We start from the raw sequence: 18,616 nt of genomic DNA, 5'->3' as shown, positions 1-18,616 counted from the left end.
GCGACACGCGCCGCGTCGACCGTCACGGTCGGCGCGGCGCGCCCCGGCTCAGACGTTGCCAGAGACGGCGCAGAGGATTGCGGGGGCGGGGAAGCCGGGGGGAGTGGGTGGCCAGCAGTTCGGTGGCCAGTGCCGCCGTCGCCGGATCCAACTGCGGGGCGGCGAGTGCCAGGTGAGCCAGCGAAGCGGCGATCGGGACCGGTCGGCTCCGCGCCACGGCAGCCGCGTCGGCCAGCCGCTCCGCCACCACCCGGGCCACGTCCGACCGCACCGTCGGGTCCACCCAGGCGGCGGTGACCAGGGCGAACAGCGCCGCCTCGGTGACCCAGTCCTCGACGCCCCAGATCAGATCGAGCAGCACCCGGCGCCGGGTCGAGCCCTCCCACGGCTCGTCGGTGCGGTGGTGCAGCAGCCCCAGACAGGCCCACACCTGCACTCCACGGACCCACACCGACGGGTCGTGGGCCGCCAGCAGCCGACCCACCGCGTTGGCCGGCGCCGCCGGCGGGTGCACCAGCAGACCGAGCAGGTCGCCCAGGTCGAGGCCGGCCAGGCCCACCGCCGCGTCGTACGCCGCCGGTGGGTGTGCCCACGCCGGGTGGGCGATCTGTCCGATCCGTTCGACCGCCGTCGCCGAGGGTGCCGCCAGCGCGGGCGTCGGGACCGCGTCCGCGTAGTGCCACAACCGCTGAGCGGACTCCCGCCGGGGCTCGCGCGGGTCGGGCTCCGGCGCGCCGACGACCTCGATCCTCAGCCCGGGGGCGGTGGAGATCGCCGTCCCGACCGCGCTCGGCGGGGCGGCGGCGGGTAGGCGTACGGCACCGCCGAGACCGTTGTCGTCATCGGCCACCGCCTGGCGCATCGCGTCGACAAGGGGCCCACCGGCCGGGGTGAGTTGGCCGAGCCAGGGCCGACCTCGGCAGCACTGGGCCAGGTCGCCGTGCTCGTGGCTGTCGTCCGGGTGGTCCCGCACGAAGTCGGCGAGCGCGACCAGATGGGAGAGGTCACCGTCGCGCAGGTGCCGCAGGCGGTGGGCGGTGTGCACCGCGCAGTCGAACGACGGATCGCGCGCCAGCGCCCGCTCGGTCCACTCCAACGCCTCGTCCAGCCGGCCGATCTCGGCCAGGGTGCCGGCGATGTCCGCGTAGATCGCCAGGTCGTCGGGGTCCAGCTCGACGGCCCGACCGAGGGCCGCGAGGCCGTCGCGGGTCCGGCCCGAGCTGCGGTACGCGTACCCGAGCCACACCTCGCCCATCTTCGAGGGCTGTGCGCGTACCCCTCGGGTGGCCCACCGGACCGCCAGCTCGACCTCGCCGAGGCGCCGGGCCAGCGCGGACGCCGCGCCCAGCAGCAGGCCGTGTTCGGGGTGCACGGTGGCTGCGTTGCGGGCGAGCGTGAGGTACGGGGTCAGCGGGGCCCGGCCGATCCGCGGCACCGGGTCGGGCAGTGCGGCGCAGACCTGCATGAGGACGCGGGCGATGTGCTCCGGGTCCAGTCGTTCGGCCAGCTCGGGCGCGGTGACCCAGGGCACGCCGGCCCACTCGGTGCCGGGCGCGTACGACGTCGCCGCGGCCAGCAGCTCCAGCCCTTCGGCGGGGCGCCCGGCGGTGGCGAGGAGGTGGGCCCGGGCGACGACCGCACCGACGAAGGTGTGGTGGTTGATCGGGAAGAGGTCGAGGCCGCCGCCGTTCGTCGCGGCGAGCCGGGCCAGCGTCTCGTGCACCTCCGGCAGGGTGGGGGCCCGTGCCAACGCGCCGGCGAGGTGGCCGGCGGCGTGGTGCAGGTCGCCCTCGTCGAGTGCCAGCCGGGCCAGCGCCAGCTCCTCCGTCGCGGAGAGCGCGGGATCGTCCGTTCCCTCGGGCACGTCGTCCTCTCGTGGCAGTTAGACCGGGTACAACGGGTAAAGCCTAGTTGATATTGAGATCAACTGGTGATCACCTGCGCAGTCCTGCTCGTTCGATTGCTGAGATACGCTTAAAAGTGCAAGACTGAGCAAGAATCGCGCGGCAACCGCGCAGGGGGAGGGGTTTCCGTGACACGTGCAGGGGCTGGAATGGCCGCCGACATCGACGAGCAGCCGGCCGGCTACGCGCGCCTGCTCTCCGCTGCCAACGCCGCCGAGATCGCCCGGGTGGCAGCGGTCATCGCGGAACGTCGGCCACGGCACGTGGTCTTCACCGCACGGGGCACCTCCGATCACGCGGCGCTCTACGGGGCCTACCTGACCGAGATCCGGCTCGGCCTGCCCGCCGGGCTGGCCTCGCCCAGCGTCGTCACCCTGTACGGGGCCCGCCCCGACCTCTCCGACGCGCTGGTCGTCGGGGTCAGCCAGAGCGGCGGCTCGCCCGACCTGGCCGAGGTGCTGCGCGCAGCCCGAGCCTCCGGTGCGCTGACCCTCGCGGTGACCAACGCCCCCGACTCGCCGCTGGTCGACGTGGCCGAACTGAGCGTCGACATCGACGCCGGGCACGAGCGGGCGGTGGCCGCCACCAAGACGTACACCGCCGAGCTGCTCGCCCTGCTGATGCTGGTGGAGGGGATCCGGGCCGGCGACGGCGTGCTTCCGAAGGCCGAACGGGAGGCGCTCGACGCACTGCCCGAGCTGGCCGCCCGCACCCTGGCCGACGGCACCCCGGCCCAGCTCGCCCCGCGCTACCGGTTCGCCCGTCAGTTGGTCACCACCGGCCGGGGGTACGCCTACCCCACCGCCCGGGAGGCCGCGCTGAAGCTGATGGAGACCTCGTACCTGCCGGCGCTCGCCTTCTCCGGCGCCGACCTGCTGCACGGCCCGCTCGCGATGACCGACCCGGAGGTCCCGGTGCTCGCCGTGGTCGGCTCCGGCCCCGGCGGCCGGTCGATGGGTGAGGTGCTGCCCCGCCTCGGCGAACGCCGCGCCGACGTCGTGGTGGTCGGCTCCGCCGACGTGCCGGGCGCCACCCGGCTGGCCGTCCCCGAGGTCGACGAGCGGTACGCCCCGCTGCTGGACATCCTGCCGATGCAGCGGTTGGCGCTGGCACTGGCGCTCACCCGAGGCGAGGACCCGGACGCGCCGCGCGGGTTGAAGAAGGTCACCGCGACGATGTGAGGTGCGGCGTGGCACCCTGGTCACCGTGTCCACGCTGCGCGACCTCGCCGAGGAGCACACCCATCTCCGTCCGGCCGACATCGACCACCTGCACCGGATCGCCGGCGACTGGCAACTGCTCTCCGATCTGTCCTTCGCTGACCTGCTGCTCTGGGTGCCGGTCGACGCCGACGGCACGTTCCTCTGCGTCGCCCAGGTTCGCCCGACCACCGCACCGACCGCCTACCAGGACGACCAGGTGGGTCGGATCGTCGGCGGGCCGGAGGTGGCCCACCTGGGGGTGGCGTACTCCCAGGGTCGGATCTGGCGCGAGGGCGACCCGGTCTGGTACGGCGACGTGCCGGCCCGGCACGAGGCGATCCCGGTTCGGCTGCGTACCGCCGAGGGGGAGGCCGGCGAGGTGATCGCCGTGGTGGGACGGGACACCAACCTCTCCACCGCGCGTACGCCCAGCCAGCTGGAGCTCAACTACCTCACCACCGCCGACGACCTGGCGCAGATGATCGCGGACGGCACCTTCCCGCCGCCCCGGCATCCGGGCGAGACCACCTCGGCGCCCCGGGTCGGCGACGGCCTGGTCCGGCTCGACGCCGGCGGCAAAGTCACCTATGCCAGCCCGAACGCGCAGTCCGCGTACCGCCGACTGGGCTACGCCTCGCACCTGGTGGGGGAGGACCTGGCCGCGTTGCACCGTCGGCTGGCCGGTGACCCGCTGGACGGCACCGAGGCCTCGAACGGCATCCTGGCCGCGCTGCGCGGTGAGGCGCCACCCCGCCGGGAGATCGACGCACGAGGTGCCACGATGCTCACCCGGGCGCTGCCGCTGATGCCGGCCGGGGTGCCGATCGGAGCGTTGGTGCTGGTCCGGGACATCACCGAGGTCCGCCGCCGGGACCGTGCACTGATCACCAAGGACGCCACCATCCGGGAGATCCACCACCGGGTGAAGAACAATCTCCAGACGGTTGCCGCGCTGCTGCGGTTGCAGGCCCGCCGGGTGGCGATGCCGGAGGCCCGGGTCGCGCTTGAGGAATCGGTCCGTCGGGTCGCCTCGATCGCCCTGGTGCACGAGACGCTCTCGATGTCCAGCGACGAGGCGGTGGAGTTCGACGGGATCGTCGACCGGGTGGCCAGCGCGGCGACCGAGGTCGCGGCGACCGAGGTGAGCGTCGGCATGCGCCGGCGGGGCAGCTTCGGCGTACTGCCGGCGGAGATTGCCACCTCGCTGGTGATGGTTCTCAACGAGTTGCTGCTCAACGCAGTCGAGCACGGCTTCCCGCCGGCCGACGAGGCGGACGAGGGCCCCGTACCCGCCGCCTCCGGCATGGTGCCGGTCGCCGCTCCTGAGGTGGACCCGTCGCTGCGGCCCGAGGTGGTGGTCTCCGCGCACCGGTTCCGCAAGATGCTGCACGTCTCGGTGACCGACAACGGGCGCGGCCTGCCCCCGGACTTCGACGCCGAACGCGGCAGCCGGCTCGGCCTCCAGATCGTCCGAGCCCTGATCACCGGGGAGCTGCGCGGCACCATCGAACTGCGCGCCGGCGCCAACGGTGGCACCGAGGCCATGCTGGTCGTCCCGCTGGCCCGCAACACCGCCGACGGCCGCTCGCAGGCCTGACCGCCGCGCCGCCCGCCCCCTTCCGCGTTCCGCGGACCGTCGGCCTGTCCTGGCGTGGCGGCGCGTTCGCGGGCCCGGCATGGCGGCGTGTCGGGCCCGAGCGGTCTTGTCGTTGTGAGCGATATACCTGTGGGTCATAAATATGACCCACAGGTATATCGCCTACTGAGGTGGTGGCGGTCTGACGGCGGCAACCGGGCTGTGTCAGCGGGTCAACGGTCGGGGCGGCTGGTCAGCAGGGCGACGGTGAGGCCCGGGCGCTGCCAGACCTGGGTGACGGTGAAGTCCGCGCGCAGCGCATCGCCCTTGGCGCCGGACACGGCGGCCAGCGGCTCGGCGTGCCGGCCGGAGACGACGAGCCAGACCCGCGTCGTACCGGCGAGGCACCGGGCTGGCTCTGGGCACTCGGCGGCCCACAGATCGCCGCGGCGGACCTCGTCCTCGGTGACCAGCACGTCGCGTGGTGGGTCGCCGAGGTGGTACTCGATGCCGAGATCGAGGAAGAGCCAGCTGTGCCGGGGCGAGTAGACCACCGCGTCCCCCGGGCGTTGACCGTCGGCGATCACCCGGGCCGCCCCCGCATAGTCCACCGGCGCGCTGCGTGGCCACTCGTGGGTCCGTCGCAGCGCGGCCTGGTCGGGTAGGCCGAGCAGCCCGGCCAGGACCACCACGACGAGCGCGGCCGGAGCGGCCACGGCAGCCAGCGCCGCGCCCGCCAGCAGGCACGCGAAGGGCACCACGAAGACCAGATACCGGGGTACCCACAGCGGTACGACAGTGCCGGCGGCGAAGAGCAGCAGTACGGGCAGCAGCACCGCGCCGACCGGCAGCAGTGCGCGTCGCCCGAGTCGGGCAGCGCCCAGCGCCGCGACCCCGACCAGCAGTCCACCGACCACACTGCTCTGGGTGACGCCGCCGGGTAGTGCGGTGAGGTCGTCCAGCCGGGCCAGGTGGACCCAGTTCAACTGCCGGGACTGCTGGGTCCGGGCCTTGATCAGCAGCGGGCCGGCCAGCAGCGCGACCGGCACCACGGCGACCAGCCACCGCCACACCCGCCGGTCCCGCCCGGCGTCGGGCTGGGCCGGGGTGGCGATGCCGGCCGGGGCCGGGCCGCGCCACCAGGCGATGAGGACGACCAGCGCGTGGGCGGCGAGCACTGTGAGCGCGATCAAATGGATGAGCCCGAGAGCGGCAATGGCGGCGGCGTAACCGGTCCAGCGGGACCAGCTCGGTCGACGCAGCGCGGTCACCAGCAGCACTGTGGCGAGCACGGCGAGCATGGTGGCCAGCGCGTACGGGCGAGCCTCCTGCCCGTAGCGGGAAGTGCCGGGGAGCACCGCGAACAGCAGCCCGGCGAAGAGGCCGCCGCGCCGGTCGACGAGCCACGCGCCGAGCACGGCGAGCAACCCGGCGGCCACTGTCATCGCCAACACGGCCGGTACGCGCAGGGCGATCGTGGAGTCGCCGAAGACCCTCGTCCAGAGGTGCATCAGCAGGTAGTACGGCCCGGTGGCGGCATCGATGGTGCCGGCCAGTCGGGCCAGGTCGCCGGGCGACCGGGTGGCCGCGCTCCACGTCGCCAGCTCGTCGCGCCAGAGCTGGGCGGAGCCCAGCCCGGTCACTGTCACCGCCAGGGTCAACAGCGCCGGGGGGAGCCAGACCGGCAGGCGGCGCAGGTGCTCCCACGCCGCCCCGGCCGACCTCTCGGACAATTGCCCCACGCTCCGAGCCTGCCATGGCCACCCCCTCCGTGGGCGTCAGCCGGCGGCAGGTGACGGGCGCCAGGCGGGCATCACGTCGTTCGGCCGGGCGGTCTTCGCCGGATCACGCTCCACGAGTTCGTCGAGCACGGCGTCGATTTCGGCCATCAGCTCGTCGTCGAGCCGTACCGTGGCGGCCTTGGCCGTCTCGGCGAGCTGCTCGGGCCGGGACGCGCCGACGATCGCGCCCGCCACGGTCGGCTGGCGCAGCACCCACGCCACCGCCAACTGGGCCATCGTGCAGCCGGCGGCCTCGGCGATCGGCCGGAGCTGGCGTACCCGGGAGAGCAGCAGATCCGAGGAGTAGCGGGCGATGAACGAGCCACCGAAACCATCGGCAGCCCGGGAACCGGCGGGCGGACGTCGGCCCGGCTCGTACCGACCGGTCAGCACGCCCATCGCGAGCGGCGACCAGGCGAGCTGGCCCAGGCCCAGGTCGGCGCAGGCGGGCGACACCTCGGCCTCCACCACCCGCCACAGCATCGAGTACTGCGGCTGGTTGGCGATGAACGGGATGTGCAGCTCGGCGGCGAGCCGCAGGCCCGCGCGCAGCTGCGGCGCGGTCCACTCGGAGGCGCCGACGTAGAGCACCTTGCCCTGACGGACCAGGTCGGCGAAGGCGAGCATCGTCTCCTCCAGCGGCACGCTGTCGTCGTACCGGTGCGCCTGATAGAGGTCGAGGTAGTCGGTGCCCAGCCGGCTCAGCGAGGCGTGACAGCCCTCGATGATGTGCTTGCGGGACAGCCCGGCGTCGTTGGCCCCCGGCCCGACCGGCAGGCACACCTTCGTACACAGCTCGATCGAGCTGCGCCGGACGCCGCTCAGCGCCTTGCCCAACGCCTCCTCGGCCCGCCCCTGGGCGTACCGGTCGGCGGTGTCGAACGTGGTGATGCCCGCGTCCAGGGCGGCGTTCACGCACGCGGCCGCCGCGTCGTCGTCGAGCTGGTTGCCGTGGGTGACCCAGTTGCCGTACGCGACCGCGCTGACGCGCAGGCCCGACCGGCCCAGTTGCCTGTACTCCATGACGAGAATCGTCGGGCCGCCCCGCGCTGTCGCCGAACCGTTCGAACGTGGTCGAATCCGTGGGTGATTGAGGTCCGGTTCTCGCCCGACGACCTGAGCCGGGTCCGGTTCGTGCACTCGCCTTTGGCCGAGCTGGTGGCCAGCTCCTGGGCGTTACGCAAGCCGGCGAAGTACTGGATGCACCGGCCATGGCGGGAGCGCGCGGAGCGGTTGCTGCCGGATGCCGGCCTGGAACCGCTGTTGGCGGTCCTCAGGTCGTCCAACGGTTACGTGCCTGATTTCCTCACCCCGATCGGAGTGGCACCGAACCTGGCCGCCGAGCTGCGGGCGGTCGCCGGCACCGACCCGTCCCGGATGCGCCGGCAACTGGAGCGGGCTGGCGCACCCCGGCTGGCCCCGGACGAGTTGGTCGCGCAACTCCACAGGTACTTCACAGTGCTGATCGCACCGGACTGGCCCCGGCTGCGGGCGCTCGCGCTGGCCGACATCCGGCGGCGGACGTTGCTCGCCGCCGAGCAGGGCGGGCGCACCCTGCTGCGCGAGGTGCACCCGTTGATCCGGTGGGACGGCGCGGCGCTGCGGGTCGCCGTCGGCACGACCCTGCCGGCCGGCCTGGACGGACGCCCGTGGACGCTGCTGCCCACCGCGTTCTCCGGGCCGACCGTGCACGCGATCATGGAGGGCGACGCCGGGCCCGCCCTCTGCTATCCGCCGAGCGGGCTGGGCGGGCTGTGGGATTCGCCGGCGCCCAGCAGGGCGCTCGGTGCCCTGCTCGGCGGTACCCGGGCGGCGGCGCTCTCCCTGCTCGACTCGCCGCTGAGCACCGGGGAGCTGGCCGCGATGCTGGGTCTCGCGCCGGCGACGGCGTCGCACCACCTCACCACGCTGCGGGACAACGGCCTGATCGTCGGCGTACGACAGGGGCGGGTGGTGCGTTATGCCCGAACTGTCCTCGGTGACCAGCTGGTCGGCTGAACCCCGGCCCGTGATGTGGGATCCAGCACGTGGACATTGGCCGGCCCCCATGGGGTGTGGCAGCATGGGCCCATGACCGCCGCAGTCGTCCGCCGCTTCGTGGCACGTCGCCACGTCGATTACGGCCGCGTGCGCAGCGCGATCTGTCCGGCCTACTGACGACGCCCGACCATTCTGTCTCGGGCGCGCTCCGCGCCGGCTGTCTGAAGACACCGTTGTCCCGCCCGCTTCGCCGGGCCGGCCGCCGCGCCCCGCGTATCCCGAGGCACAGCAGACAACGGAGGACGCCGCGATGGCGGTCAGCAGCATCCCGGCCCGTTCCGAGGACCCGACGGCTCGCCCGACCCGAGCGCCGCGCCGGCCACGGGGTGAGGGTCAGTGGGCGCTCGGCCACCGCGAGCCGCTCAACCCCAACGAGCGGATCAAGAAGGACGACGACCCGCTCAACGTCCGGGCCCGCATCGAAACCATTTACGCGCACCGTGGGTTCGCCTCGATCGACCCGCAGGACCTGCGGGGCCGGTTCCGCTGGTGGGGCCTCTACACCCAGCGCAAGGCGGGCATCGACGGCGGGCGTACCGCCGTGCTGGAGCCGCACGAGCTGGAGGACGAGTTCTTCATGCTCCGGGTCCGCATCGACGGCGGGCAGCTCAGCCTGGCCCAGCTGCGGGTGATCGCGGACATCTCCCGGGAGTTCGCGCGGGACACCGCCGACATCACCGACCGGCAGAACATCCAGTACCACTGGATCCGGGTCGAGGACATGCCGGAGATCTGGCGTCGGCTGGAGTCGGTCGGTCTGCAGACCACCGAGGCGTGCGGCGACTGCCCGCGGATCGTGCTGGGCAGCCCGGTCGCCGGGGTGGCCCGCGACGAGCTGCTCGACCCGACTCCGGCGATCGACGAGATCGTCTCCCGGTACGTCGGCGACAAGCAGTTCTCCAACCTGCCCCGCAAGTTCAAGACGTCGATCTCATGGCTGGTGGACACCCCGTACGAGTCGAACGACATCGCCTTCCTCGGTGTCGACCACCCGGAGCACGGGCCCGGCTTCGACGTCTGGGTCGGCGGCGGCCTCTCCACCAATCCGATGCTGGCCAAGCGGCTCGGCGTGTGGGTGCCGCTGGCCGAGGTGCCGGACGTGTGGGCCGGGGTGGTCGGGATCTTCCGCGACTACGGCTACCGCCGACTGCGCAACCGGGCCCGGTTGAAGTTCCTGGTGGCCGACTGGGGCGTGGAGCGCTTCCGCGAGGTCCTGGAGAAGGACTACCTCGGTCGTACGCTGCTCGACGGCCCGGCGCCGGTCCTGCCGTCGAAGCCGGTCGACCACGTGGGCGTGCACGAGCAGTCCGACGGGCGGCACTACGTGGGCGCCGCTCCGGTGGTCGGGCGGGTCTCCGGCGCGCAGCTCAGTCAGCTGGCCGACGTGGTCGAGGCGCACGGCAGCGACCGGGTGCGGCTCACCCCGTACCAGAAGCTGCTGGTGCTCGACGTGCCGTCGGAGCGGACGGAGTCGCTGGTCGACGCGCTGCGCGGGATCGGTCTGGAGGCCCGGCCGTCGGCCTGGCGGCGCGGCACGATGGCGTGCACCGGCATCGAGTACTGCAAGCTCGCCATCGTCGAGACGAAGGCCCGCGGCGAGGAGTTGGTGGCCCGGCTGGAGCAGCGGCTGCGCGACTTCGACGCGGACATCTCGATCCACATCAACGGCTGCCCGAACGCGTGCGCACGCACCCAGGTGGCCGACATCGGGCTCAAGGGTCAACTGGTGGTCGGCCCGGACGGCCGGCAGGTCGAGGGTTTCCAGGTGCACCTGGGCGGCGGGCTGGGCATGGCCCAGGGGCAGACCGCCGGTTTCGGCCGCAAGCTTCGCGGCCTGAAGACCACCGCCGACGAACTTCCGGAGTACGTGGAACGGCTGGCCCGTCGCTACCTGGCCGGTCGGAACGAGGGCGAGACGTTCGCCAACTGGGTGATCAGAGTCGACGAGGAGGAACTGCGGTGAGCAGCGAGAACCGAGCGGCACCTCTGTACTGCCCGTACTGCGGCGAGGAGGACCTGCGGCCGCACGAGGCGGGTCACGGCGCCTGGGAGTGCCACGCCTGCACCCGGGTCTTCTCGGTGAAGTTCACCGGGCTGCTGAGTCGGGCGGTGACCTCATGAGTCTCGTCTCGGCCGCGAGCCTCCGCCTGGTGGGCCCGGGCGGCTCGACGCCGGCCGACCCGGCCCGGCGTGACCCGGACGAGCTGCGGGCCCTGGCCGAGCAGGCCGCTCGGGACCTGGAGGGCGCCCCGGCACTGGAGATCGCCCGCTGGGCGGCGCAGACCTTCGGTGAGCGGTTCTGTGTGACCAGCTCGATGGCCGACGCCGTGCTGGCGCACCTGGTCTCCCGGGTGGCCCCCGGGGTGGACGTGGTCTTCCTCGACACCGGCCTGCACTTCCCCGAGACGCTGCGGGTACGCGACGAGGTCGCCCGGACGCTGCCGGTGAACGTCAGGTCGATCCGGCCCCGGCTCACCGTCGGCCAGCAGGACGGCCAGTACGGCCCCCGGCTGTTCAACAAGTCGCCGGACGACTGCTGCCAGTTGCGCAAGGTGGAGCCGCTGGAGCGGGCGCTGACCGGGTACGACGCCTGGGCTGCCGGTCTGCGCCGGGACGAGTCGCCGAGCCGGGCCAACACACCGGTGGTGACCTTCGACGCGCGTCGGGGCAAGGTCAAGGTCAACCCGATCGCGGCCTGGTCGCAGAAGGATGTGGACTCCTACATCGCCCGTTTCAACGTGCCGGTCAACGAACTGTTCAAGCAGGGTTACGGGTCGATCGGCTGCTGGCCGTGCACCCGCCGTACCAAGGCCGGCGAGGACGCGCGGGCCGGCCGGTGGGCCATGTTCGAGAAGACCGAGTGCGGGCTGCACGTCTGACCTCCCCGGCGGCGACCCTGACCGGCCCCGGTGCGGCCGGCGGGGCGGACCCGGTGGTGCTGGTCGCGCACGGCAGCCGTGACCCACGGGCGGCCGATGCCACCCGGGCACTGGCTCGGGCGGTGTCGGCCGCCCGGCCGGGCACACCGGTGTGGGCGAGTTGGCTGGACCACACCGAGCCGGGGCCGACCGAGGTGCTGCGCGACCTGGCCGTGGCCGGTCATCGCCGGGCGGTGCTGGTGCCTCTGCTGCTGACCGCCGCGTACCACCATCGGGTGGACATTCCGGCGGCGGTCGCCGCAGCGGCACGGTCCGGACCACCCCTGTCGGTACGGGTGACCGACGTGCTCGGCCCGGCGGACGACACGCCCGATCCTGCGCTGCTGGCCGGGTTGTGCCGGCGGCTGGGTGAGACGCGTCCGGGCCGCTTCGACGCGTTGGTGCTGGCTGCGGCGGGCACCCGGGACGCGCGGGCGCGACGATCGGTGGGCTGCGTCGCCGATGCGCTCGGCGCGGAGTTCGGGGTGCCCTGCCGGGTGGCCTACGCGTCGGCGGCTCCACCGGCGGCCGGTGTGGCGGTGTCCCGGCTGCGGGCCTCCGGCGCGCGCCGGGTCGCGGTGTCCGCGTACTTCCTGGCGCCGGGGCTGTTCCATGACGCGGTGACCGAGGCGGCCGGGGCGGCGGGCGCGGTGGCGGTCGCCGCGCCGCTGACCGACGCACCGGAGTTGGTCGAGTTGGTGCTGCGTCGGGTCGACGACCGGCCAGTGCTGGCGTCTACGGGCTGATACCCGTGCCAGCACTGTGTGATCCGGTGCCGGACAGCAGAACGCCCCGGTGGGCGAACCCACCGGGGCGTACGGCTGTGTGTTGGGGATCAGGCGGAGTGAGCGCGCAGCACCCGGAGACCGCCGCGCCGCTTGACGGCGCGCCGCTCTTCCTCGCTCATTCCGCCCCAGACGCCGGCGTCCTGACCAGACTCGAGTGCCCACTGAAGGCACTGGTCGGTCACGGAGCAGCGCCTGCAGACGGCCTTGGCCTGCTCGACCTGCAGCAGAGCCGGTCCAGACGTCCCGATCGGGAAGAACAGCTCCGGGTCCTCGTCGCGGCAGACACTATGGTGACGCCAGTCCATGGCGGCAACACTCCTCATTCTGGATGGGTGGCGAACAATTGCTTGGTCGTGCTTTTCCTATATGCATCCGCAGTGCCGATGGTGACAGTTAGCGTCCGTCCATTCGGCAGTGCGTGAGCAGGCGTTCAGCGCCGGGGACCTGCTGGAACAGCTCAACCTGACGAGCATATCCAGGCAATGTCCCGGTAACTCAAGTTCGCTTGTGAATACTTTCACGAACAGTCGCGATGTCAAGGGTGACGCTCGGAAAAACTCCGGGCGGTGAGCAAGCCCACAACCCATTTGTCCGGGTTCCAGTGCTTTCCTGGTTACCCGCCGTGCCACAGTCGAGGATCAATATAGTACAGTCCGCGTGACATTGCTGACATTTCCGGCACCTGCCCCTCGGTGTGGCGGCGACCAGGTCGATCGGTTGTGGCCACCGTGTCGACCAAGGGCAGTACCCGAGACCTAGCAGATTACTCTCAGTGCGGCCGGAACGGAGGTGAATCTGACTTTCTCCCGCTCGCCGAGATAGTCCCCATCCAGCTGGAACGCCTGCGGACGGCTGGAGACCAGCGTGAACTCCGCCGTGTCATGGAGTCGTAACACCTGCCGACCGCGCGGATCCGGTTGCCGGGACAGGAACTGGGTCACTGTCCGTGTTGTGCTAGCCACCCGGAGCTGACGCAACGCCAGCACATCCAGCCCGAGATCGAACGACGCCGCCGGGTTCGGGTTGACCTCCCGGTCGCCCAGGTACGTCCAGGGGGCCGTGTTCTGGATGATGACGGTGGCCAGCTCGGCCTCCGCCGGCTCGCCCGGACGCTCCAGCACGATCGCCGGGTGCCGCCGGTCCGAGGCGAAGAAGTACTGATTCATGATCGAACGCAGATAGAGCGACGGTGTGGAGACCCGCCCCTTCCGCCGGGCCTGCTCCACCCGGTGGATCACCGCGGCGTCCAGGCCGAAGCCGGCGCAGAAGGTGAAGTAGCGGTCGTCGGCGAGGCCCAGCCCCACCGTCCGGCTCCGGCCCAGCCGCAGTCCTTCCAGGATCATGCTGGTCGCCTCCGGCCACTCCCGGGGCAGACCCACCGCACGGGCGAACACGTTGGTCGAGCCACCGGGGACGGTCGCCAGCGCGGGCAGTCGCTCGGCCATCGGCGCGTCGCCGGCGCGAGTCGGCGGTTCGGCCGTCATCAGGCCGTTCACCACCTCGTTCACCGTGCCATCGCCACCCAGGGTGACGACCAGGTCGACGCCCTCAGCGGCTGCCTCCCGGGCCAACGCCACGGCGTGCCCACGCCGACGGGTGTAGCGCACGCTGAGATCGACTTCGCTGCGCAGCGCCCGGACGAGCACGTCCCGGCTGCGTTCGCTGGTGGTGGTGGCCTTCGGATTGACCACCAGGACGGCCCGCATGGGCGGCACTGTACCTTCCGACAGCCCGGGTATCGTGGCGCGCGTGACCATCGACTCGGACCCGATCCCCGTCACGCTCCGCTGGGCGGTCCGGCTGCTGTGGGCGGAGGCGGCCGTCGTCGGGCTGATCGCCGTCTGGCTGGTCTGGGCCGACCTCACGGCCACCCGCACCGACCTGCTGGCGGCATTGCTGGTGACCGTGTTCGCCATCGGGGCGGCCGTCGCGCTCTGGGCCCTGGGTCGCGCGCTGCTACGCCGTCAGGCGGGCGCACGAGCCCCCGCGATCGTGCTTCAGCTCATGCTGCTGCCGATCGGGTGGTTCATGATCCAGGCCGGCCTGGGCTGGCTGGGCGTGCCGCTGATGGCACTCGGCCTGGGCGTGGCCTGGCTGCTGGTCTGCCCTCCGACGACCCGCGCCCTCGGCTTCGAGTGACCCCGCCGGTGCGTCGGACCGGTCAGTAGCCGCCGGAGCGGCGGGTGAGCAGCGCGATCGTGGCCCGATCGTCGGCCGAGGTGGCCGACGCCGAGGTGGTCAGCGCGGTGAGCACCTTCCAGGCGAAGGACGACTCGGCGGGCAGAGTGGCACCGCGCACTGTCGGCACTGTCACCTCGACGGTCAGCGCGTCCTCGGTGACCGCGAAGCGGCACTCCAACTCGGCGTCGCGGGTGGCGATGGCGAGCAGCATGGCGCACGCCTCGTCGACCGCGATCCGCAGATCCTCGATCTCGTCGAGCGCGAACTGCAACCGGGCCGCGAGACCGGCGGTGGCGGTGCGGAGCACGCCGAGGTAACCGCCGTCGGCAGGCACCGTGAGGTGCACCACGTCGTCGTCGATCGCTGGCTGGCCAGTCAGTTGAGTCACGCCTCATCCCCCCGGTCGGGGACTCTACCCGGTCAGTCGCCCATACGCGTGCCGGCGGTGGTGGCGTGCTCGGCCAGCTCGCGGAGCGCGGCGCCGCTGAGCCGGTAGGGAACCCACTCGTTCATCTGCTCGGCGCCGATCGAGGCGTAGAAGCCGGCGGCCGGATTCCAGTCGATCATCCACCACTCCAGCCGCTGGTAGCCGCGTCGTACGCAGATGTCGGCCAGCGCGGCGAGCAGCAGTCGACCTGCTCCGGTGCCCCGGGCGGCCGGCCGGACGTAGAGGTCCTCCAGGTGGATGCCGTGCACGCCGGCCCAGGTGGAGAAGTTGAGGAACCACAGCGCGAAGCCGACCGGCGCGTCGTGCTCGTCCACCGCGACGTGACCGAAGAGCGCCGGAGTAGTCGTGAACAGCGCCGAGGTCAGCTGTTCGGTGGTGAGGTGGCACTGCTCCGCGGCACGCTCGTACTCGGCCAACTCGTGCACCATGGCGACGACGGCCGGCACGTCCTCGGGACGTGCCGGCCGGATCGTCGGGATGACCGGGGAGGTCACGCCTTCTTGGTCTCCCAGAAGATCTTCGAGATCTCGTCGATCTTCGCGAGCAGCTTGTCGGCGGTGGCCGGGTCGAGGCTGCCCTTGACGCCACCGGCGCCGGCGAGCTTGGTGGCCTCGTTGAACAGGCTGTGCAGGTTCGGGTACTTCTCGAAGTGCGGCGGCTTGAAGTAGTCGGTCCACAGCACCCAGAGGTGGTGCTTGACCAGCTCGGCGCGCTGCTCCTTGATGATGACGGCGCGGGTGCGGAACTCCGGGTCGGTGTTCGCCTGGTACTTCTCGCAGATCATTTTGACCGATTCGGCCTCGATCCGGGCCTGAGCCGGGTCGTAGACACCACACGGCAGGTCGCAGTGAGCGCTCGCGGTGACGCGGGGCGCAAGGATGCGCGGAAGTCGCATCGGGATCCTCCATGGGAAGTTTGCGATGATCAAAGGCGACATTACTCCTGGGGATGCTCCCCGAACCGGGTGGAGGTGAAACCAGTGGCCGCCGATCACCCGGCTGAGGTGCCCCGGTTGGGGAGGCCGCTGACCGCCGTTCTGGTGACCGGCCCGTCCATGGTCCCGACCCTGCGGCACGGTGACGCGGTGCTGGTTCGTCCCGGTGGCCGCCCGATCCGAGCCGGCGACGTGGTGGTCGCGGTCTTCCGGACCCGCCCCGATCTGCTGGTGGTGAAGCGTGCGGTCCGGCCGCAGGACGGCGGCTGGTGGCTGCGTGGCGACAACGACCTGATCACCGATGACTCCCGGGCGTACGGGGTGGCCGACGTACGCGGACGCGTGGTGGCCCGCTACTGGCCGCGCCCCGGACGGATACCTCGTCGTCAGTTATGACCCTGCTCACATCCGAGGGGTGGTGTCGACACTATGCTCGGAAAGTGCCCGGGTGACCCCCCGCACCGCGTGCCACCGCTCGCCGCCCACCTCGCGGCGGGGCCGGCCGCCTCACATCTGCTCGACAGATCCTGGAGTCACCACCATGTCTTCGTCCACCGTGGACCCCGCTGATCCCGTCTTCCTGCTGCACCGGGGCGGCAAGATGGCCGTCACCTCGACCGTGCCGCTCACCAGCCGGGAGGACCTCTCCCTGGCGTACACCCCGGGGGTGGCCCGGGTGTGTGAGGCGATCGCCGCCGACCCCGCCCTGGTGGACGACTACACCTGGGTGTCGCACACGGTCGCGGTGGTCACCGACGGCTCGGCGGTGCTCGGGCTGGGCAACATCGGTCCCCGGGCCGCGCTGCCGGTGATGGAGGGCAAGGCGGTGCTGTTCAAGCAGTTCGCCGGGGTGGACGCTGTGCCGGTGTGCCTGGACACCCAGGACGTGGACGAGATCGTCGCTGTGGTGCGGGCGCTGGCGCCTTCCTTCGGTGGGATCAACCTGGAGGACATCAGCGCGCCGCGATGCTTCGAGATCGAGCGTCGGCTCGACGAGGCGCTGGACATCCCGGTCTTCCACGACGACCAGCACGGCACCGCCATCGTGGTGCTCGCCGCGCTGCGTAACGCCGCGACGTTGCTCGACCGCAAGCTCGGTGACCTGCGGGTGGCGGTGAGTGGCGCGGGCGCGGCCGGTGTGGCCGTGACGAAGATGCTGATCGCCGGGGGCGTCAACCCCGACCAGGTGGTGGTCTGTGACTCCAAGGGAATCATCGGCCGGCACCGCACCGAGCTGACCGGCACCAAGGCCGAGCTGGCGGCGAGCACCAACGTCGACGGCCGCCACGGCGACATCACCGAGGCGTTGCGCGGCGCGGACGTGCTGGTCGGGGTGTCCGGTGGGCAGATCCCCGAGGCCGCGGTGGCCGGGATGGCGCCCGGCGGGATCGTGTTCGCGTTGGCGAACCCGACCCCCGAGGTGCACCCCGAGGTGGCTGCCCGGCACGTCGCGGTGGTCGCCACCGGGCGCAGCGACTACCCCAACCAGATCAACAATGTGCTGGCCTTCCCCGGTGTGTTCCGCGGTGCGCTGGATGCCGGTGCCACCCGGATCACCGAGGCGATGAAGGTCGCCGCCGCGGACGCCATCGCCGGTGTGGTGGCCGATTCCCTGACCGCCGACGCGATCGTTCCGTCCCCGCTCGACCCGCGCGTCGCGCCGGCCGTGGCCGAGGCGGTCGCCGAAGCTGCCCGCCGCGACGGCGTCGCCCGCCGGTAGGCGCACGCGTCGGCCGGGGACGCTCTGCGCCGCCGGTGAGGGCACCCATGGGCTGGGGGGCGCTGCGGCGCAGCGTGCGCTGCGGCGCAACCTGCGCCGCCGGCCTGCGCGCACGGCTTCTTAACGAGCGCTCAGCTTGTTACCGTGCCGATCATGCGTGCTGCCTTTGCCTCCCGTTTCGACGACGCCGACCCGCTCGCCGCGCTCACCGTCGGCGAGCGGCCCGAGCCGACCCCTCCGGCCGACGACTGGGTGACCGTGCAGTTGCGGGCCACCTCGCTCAACCACCACGACCTCTGGTCGCTGCGCGGGGTGGGTCTCACCGAGGCCCAGCTGCCGATGATCCTCGGCTGCGACGCGGTCGGGCTGGACCCGGAGGGGCGCCCGGTGGTCGTGTACCCGGTGGTCGTCACGCCGGGTGACCCGCGCGGGGTTTCCATCCTCTCCGAGCACTTTGCCGGGACGGTCGCCGAGCGGGTGGCCGTACCCCGATCGAATCTGATTCCGCTGCCCGACGGCATGGCGGCGACCGACGCGGCGTGCCTGCCCACGGCCTGGCTGACCGCGTGGCGGATGTTGACCACCAAGGGCCGCGTCGCGGACGCCGACAGCGTGCTGGTCCAGGGCGCGGGCGGTGGCGTGGCCACCGCGGCCGTCGCGCTCGCCGTCGCGATGGGCAAGCGGGTGTACGCGACCAGCCGCGACGCCGTCAAGCGGGACCGGATCTCGGCCCTCGGCGCCATCGCCGTGGAGCCCGGTGCCCGGCTGCCGGAGCGGGTGGACGTGGTGATCGAGACGGTCGGCGCGGCCACCTTCGACCACTCGCTGAAGTCGGCCGCGCCGATGGCCCGGATCGTGGTCTCCGGCGCGACCGCCGGGCACGAGCCGTCGGTCAACCTGCGCCGGGTCTTCGCCATGCAGCTGGAGATCCTGGGCACCTCGATGGGCACGCCCGGCGAGCTGTACGAGCTGCTGGCGTTCTGCTCCGACAACGAGGTGCGCCCGGTGGTGGACAGCGTCATCCCGTTCAGCCGGGTCGAGGACGCCTTCGCCCGACTGCACTCCGGCGACGCCTTCGGCAAGGTCGTCATCGACCACACCGCCTGACGCGTACCGCGCGCTGC

The 18,616-nt window shown here is 72.2% G+C and carries 19 protein-coding genes; 11 read left to right on the top strand and 8 right to left on the bottom strand.

The genetic code is table 11. The annotated features are described in order from the left end of the window. Positions 1–22: 22 nt before the first annotated feature. Positions 23–1,864 carry a tetratricopeptide repeat protein gene (locus tag GA0070561_RS25485; RefSeq protein ID WP_091406080.1) on the bottom strand — a complete coding sequence of 614 codons (1,842 nt, stop codon included), beginning with the start codon at positions 1,862–1,864 and terminating at the stop codon, positions 23–25. 189 nt (positions 1,865–2,053) lie between these two features. Between GA0070561_RS25485 and GA0070561_RS25480 the strand changes: the two genes are divergently transcribed. Together GA0070561_RS25480 and GA0070561_RS25475 are read left to right on the top strand one after the other, a co-directional pair. Then, positions 2,054–3,085, top strand: coding sequence for an SIS domain-containing protein (locus GA0070561_RS25480; protein ID WP_091406078.1), 1,032 nt, complete (start codon positions 2,054–2,056; stop codon positions 3,083–3,085). A 25-nt stretch (positions 3,086–3,110) separates the two neighbouring features. Further along, the gene (locus tag GA0070561_RS25475; RefSeq protein WP_091406501.1) at positions 3,111–4,703 is read left to right on the top strand and encodes a PAS domain-containing sensor histidine kinase; all 1,593 of its coding nucleotides are present in this window, start codon (positions 3,111–3,113) and stop codon (positions 4,701–4,703) included. Positions 4,704–4,915: 212 nt separating this feature from the next. On the opposite strand, the gene GA0070561_RS25470 is transcribed toward GA0070561_RS25475, so the two are convergent. Together GA0070561_RS25470 and GA0070561_RS25465 are read right to left on the bottom strand one after the other, a co-directional pair. Beyond that, positions 4,916–6,424 (bottom strand): glycosyltransferase family 39 protein, encoded by a 1,509-nt coding sequence (locus tag GA0070561_RS25470; RefSeq protein ID WP_091406076.1) that lies wholly within the window; start codon positions 6,422–6,424, stop codon positions 4,916–4,918. Positions 6,425–6,460: 36 nt separating this feature from the next. Then, positions 6,461–7,486 carry an aldo/keto reductase family protein gene (locus GA0070561_RS25465; protein ID WP_091406074.1) on the bottom strand — a complete coding sequence of 342 codons (1,026 nt, stop codon included), beginning with the start codon at positions 7,484–7,486 and terminating at the stop codon, positions 6,461–6,463. A 63-nt stretch (positions 7,487–7,549) separates the two neighbouring features. Here GA0070561_RS25465 and GA0070561_RS25460 point away from each other — a divergent pair, with 63 nt between their 5' ends. From GA0070561_RS25460 to GA0070561_RS25445, 5 genes are all read left to right on the top strand, one after another. Further along, positions 7,550–8,461, top strand: a complete 912-nt coding sequence (locus GA0070561_RS25460; protein ID WP_091406072.1) for an ArsR/SmtB family transcription factor — start codon at positions 7,550–7,552, stop codon at positions 8,459–8,461. Between the two features lie 292 nt (positions 8,462–8,753). Further along, positions 8,754–10,466 carry a nitrite/sulfite reductase gene (locus tag GA0070561_RS25455; RefSeq protein ID WP_091406070.1) on the top strand — a complete coding sequence of 571 codons (1,713 nt, stop codon included), beginning with the start codon at positions 8,754–8,756 and terminating at the stop codon, positions 10,464–10,466. Beyond that, positions 10,463–10,624, top strand: a complete 162-nt coding sequence (locus tag GA0070561_RS33760; RefSeq protein WP_165435836.1) for a hypothetical protein — start codon at positions 10,463–10,465, stop codon at positions 10,622–10,624. Before GA0070561_RS25455 ends, GA0070561_RS33760 begins: the two co-directional genes overlap by 4 nt. Continuing rightward, positions 10,621–11,382, top strand: a complete 762-nt coding sequence (locus GA0070561_RS25450; RefSeq protein WP_091406068.1) for a phosphoadenylyl-sulfate reductase — start codon at positions 10,621–10,623, stop codon at positions 11,380–11,382. Before GA0070561_RS33760 ends, GA0070561_RS25450 begins: the two co-directional genes overlap by 4 nt. Further along, entirely contained in the window at positions 11,364–12,167 is an 804-nt protein-coding gene (locus GA0070561_RS25445) for a sirohydrochlorin chelatase (RefSeq protein ID WP_425255913.1), read from the top strand. Before GA0070561_RS25450 ends, GA0070561_RS25445 begins: the two co-directional genes overlap by 19 nt. Before the next feature lie 89 nt (positions 12,168–12,256). Here the strand turns inward: GA0070561_RS25445 and GA0070561_RS25440 are convergent, their stop codons facing one another. Both GA0070561_RS25440 and GA0070561_RS25435 read right to left on the bottom strand, forming a co-directional pair. Beyond that, complete coding sequence (locus GA0070561_RS25440; RefSeq protein ID WP_088950012.1) at positions 12,257–12,514, bottom strand: WhiB family transcriptional regulator; 258 nt, start codon at positions 12,512–12,514, stop codon at positions 12,257–12,259. Between the two features lie 450 nt (positions 12,515–12,964). Continuing rightward, positions 12,965–13,915 (bottom strand): diacylglycerol/lipid kinase family protein, encoded by a 951-nt coding sequence (locus GA0070561_RS25435; RefSeq protein ID WP_091406065.1) that lies wholly within the window; start codon positions 13,913–13,915, stop codon positions 12,965–12,967. A 43-nt stretch (positions 13,916–13,958) separates the two neighbouring features. Between GA0070561_RS25435 and GA0070561_RS25430 the strand changes: the two genes are divergently transcribed. Next, positions 13,959–14,348: a hypothetical protein gene (locus tag GA0070561_RS25430; protein WP_091406063.1), complete on the top strand. Its 390-nt coding sequence runs from the start codon at positions 13,959–13,961 to the stop codon at positions 14,346–14,348. A gap of 22 nt (positions 14,349–14,370) precedes the next feature. Here the strand turns inward: GA0070561_RS25430 and GA0070561_RS25425 are convergent, their stop codons facing one another. Genes GA0070561_RS25425 through sodN form a run of 3 tightly spaced genes read right to left on the bottom strand, consistent with a single transcriptional unit; the run spans position 14,371 to position 15,733 of the window. Further along, positions 14,371–14,778, bottom strand: coding sequence for an ATP-binding protein (locus tag GA0070561_RS25425; protein WP_091406059.1), 408 nt, complete (start codon positions 14,776–14,778; stop codon positions 14,371–14,373). A gap of 32 nt (positions 14,779–14,810) precedes the next feature. Further along, entirely contained in the window at positions 14,811–15,332 is a 522-nt protein-coding gene (locus tag GA0070561_RS25420) for a GNAT family N-acetyltransferase (protein ID WP_091406057.1), read from the bottom strand. Next, a complete protein-coding gene (gene sodN / locus GA0070561_RS25415) occupies positions 15,329–15,733 on the bottom strand; it encodes a superoxide dismutase, Ni (protein ID WP_088987805.1) in 405 nt (134 codons plus the stop codon). The genes GA0070561_RS25420 and sodN overlap by 4 nt, the downstream gene beginning before the upstream one ends. 84 nt (positions 15,734–15,817) lie before the next feature. On the opposite strand from sodN, the gene GA0070561_RS25410 reads away from it, so the two are divergent. The 3 genes from GA0070561_RS25410 (at position 15,818) to GA0070561_RS25400 (ending at position 18,599) form a co-directional block, all read left to right on the top strand. Further along, on the top strand, positions 15,818–16,168 hold the full coding sequence (locus GA0070561_RS25410; RefSeq protein ID WP_220090120.1) for a S24/S26 family peptidase: 351 nt from the start codon (positions 15,818–15,820) through the stop codon (positions 16,166–16,168). 145 nt (positions 16,169–16,313) lie between these two features. Beyond that, the gene (locus tag GA0070561_RS25405) at positions 16,314–17,492 is read left to right on the top strand and encodes an NAD(P)-dependent malic enzyme (protein ID WP_091406055.1); all 1,179 of its coding nucleotides are present in this window, start codon (positions 16,314–16,316) and stop codon (positions 17,490–17,492) included. Positions 17,493–17,636: 144 nt separating this feature from the next. After that, positions 17,637–18,599, top strand: coding sequence for a zinc-binding dehydrogenase (locus GA0070561_RS25400; RefSeq protein ID WP_091406053.1), 963 nt, complete (start codon positions 17,637–17,639; stop codon positions 18,597–18,599). The last annotated feature ends 17 nt before the right edge of the window (positions 18,600–18,616 follow it).

Source organism: Micromonospora saelicesensis, assembly GCF_900091575.1.
Classification (GTDB): Bacteria; Actinomycetota; Actinomycetes; order Mycobacteriales; family Micromonosporaceae; genus Micromonospora; species Micromonospora saelicesensis.
The sequence above is the reverse complement of the archived record's forward strand: the minus strand, read 5'-3'. Positions and strand labels throughout refer to the sequence as shown.

Bases quoted from the DNA above. Each gene is read 5' to 3' on its own strand.
- GA0070561_RS25480 (WP_091406078.1), top strand. From the start codon at position 2,054: ATGGCCGCCGACATCGACGAGCAGCCGGCCGGCTACGCGCGCCTGCTC.
- GA0070561_RS25450 (WP_091406068.1), top strand. From the start codon at position 10,621: ATGAGTCTCGTCTCGGCCGCGAGCCTCCGCCTGGTGGGCCCGGGCGGC.
- GA0070561_RS25455 (WP_091406070.1), top strand. From the start codon at position 8,754: ATGGCGGTCAGCAGCATCCCGGCCCGTTCCGAGGACCCGACGGCTCGC.
- GA0070561_RS25405 (WP_091406055.1), top strand. From the start codon at position 16,314: ATGTCTTCGTCCACCGTGGACCCCGCTGATCCCGTCTTCCTGCTGCAC.
- GA0070561_RS25440 (WP_088950012.1), bottom strand. From the start codon at position 12,514: ATGGACTGGCGTCACCATAGTGTCTGCCGCGACGAGGACCCGGAGCTG.
- GA0070561_RS25465 (WP_091406074.1), bottom strand. From the start codon at position 7,486: ATGGAGTACAGGCAACTGGGCCGGTCGGGCCTGCGCGTCAGCGCGGTC.
- sodN (WP_088987805.1), bottom strand. From the start codon at position 15,733: ATGCGACTTCCGCGCATCCTTGCGCCCCGCGTCACCGCGAGCGCTCAC.
- GA0070561_RS25435 (WP_091406065.1), bottom strand. From the start codon at position 13,915: ATGCGGGCCGTCCTGGTGGTCAATCCGAAGGCCACCACCACCAGCGAA.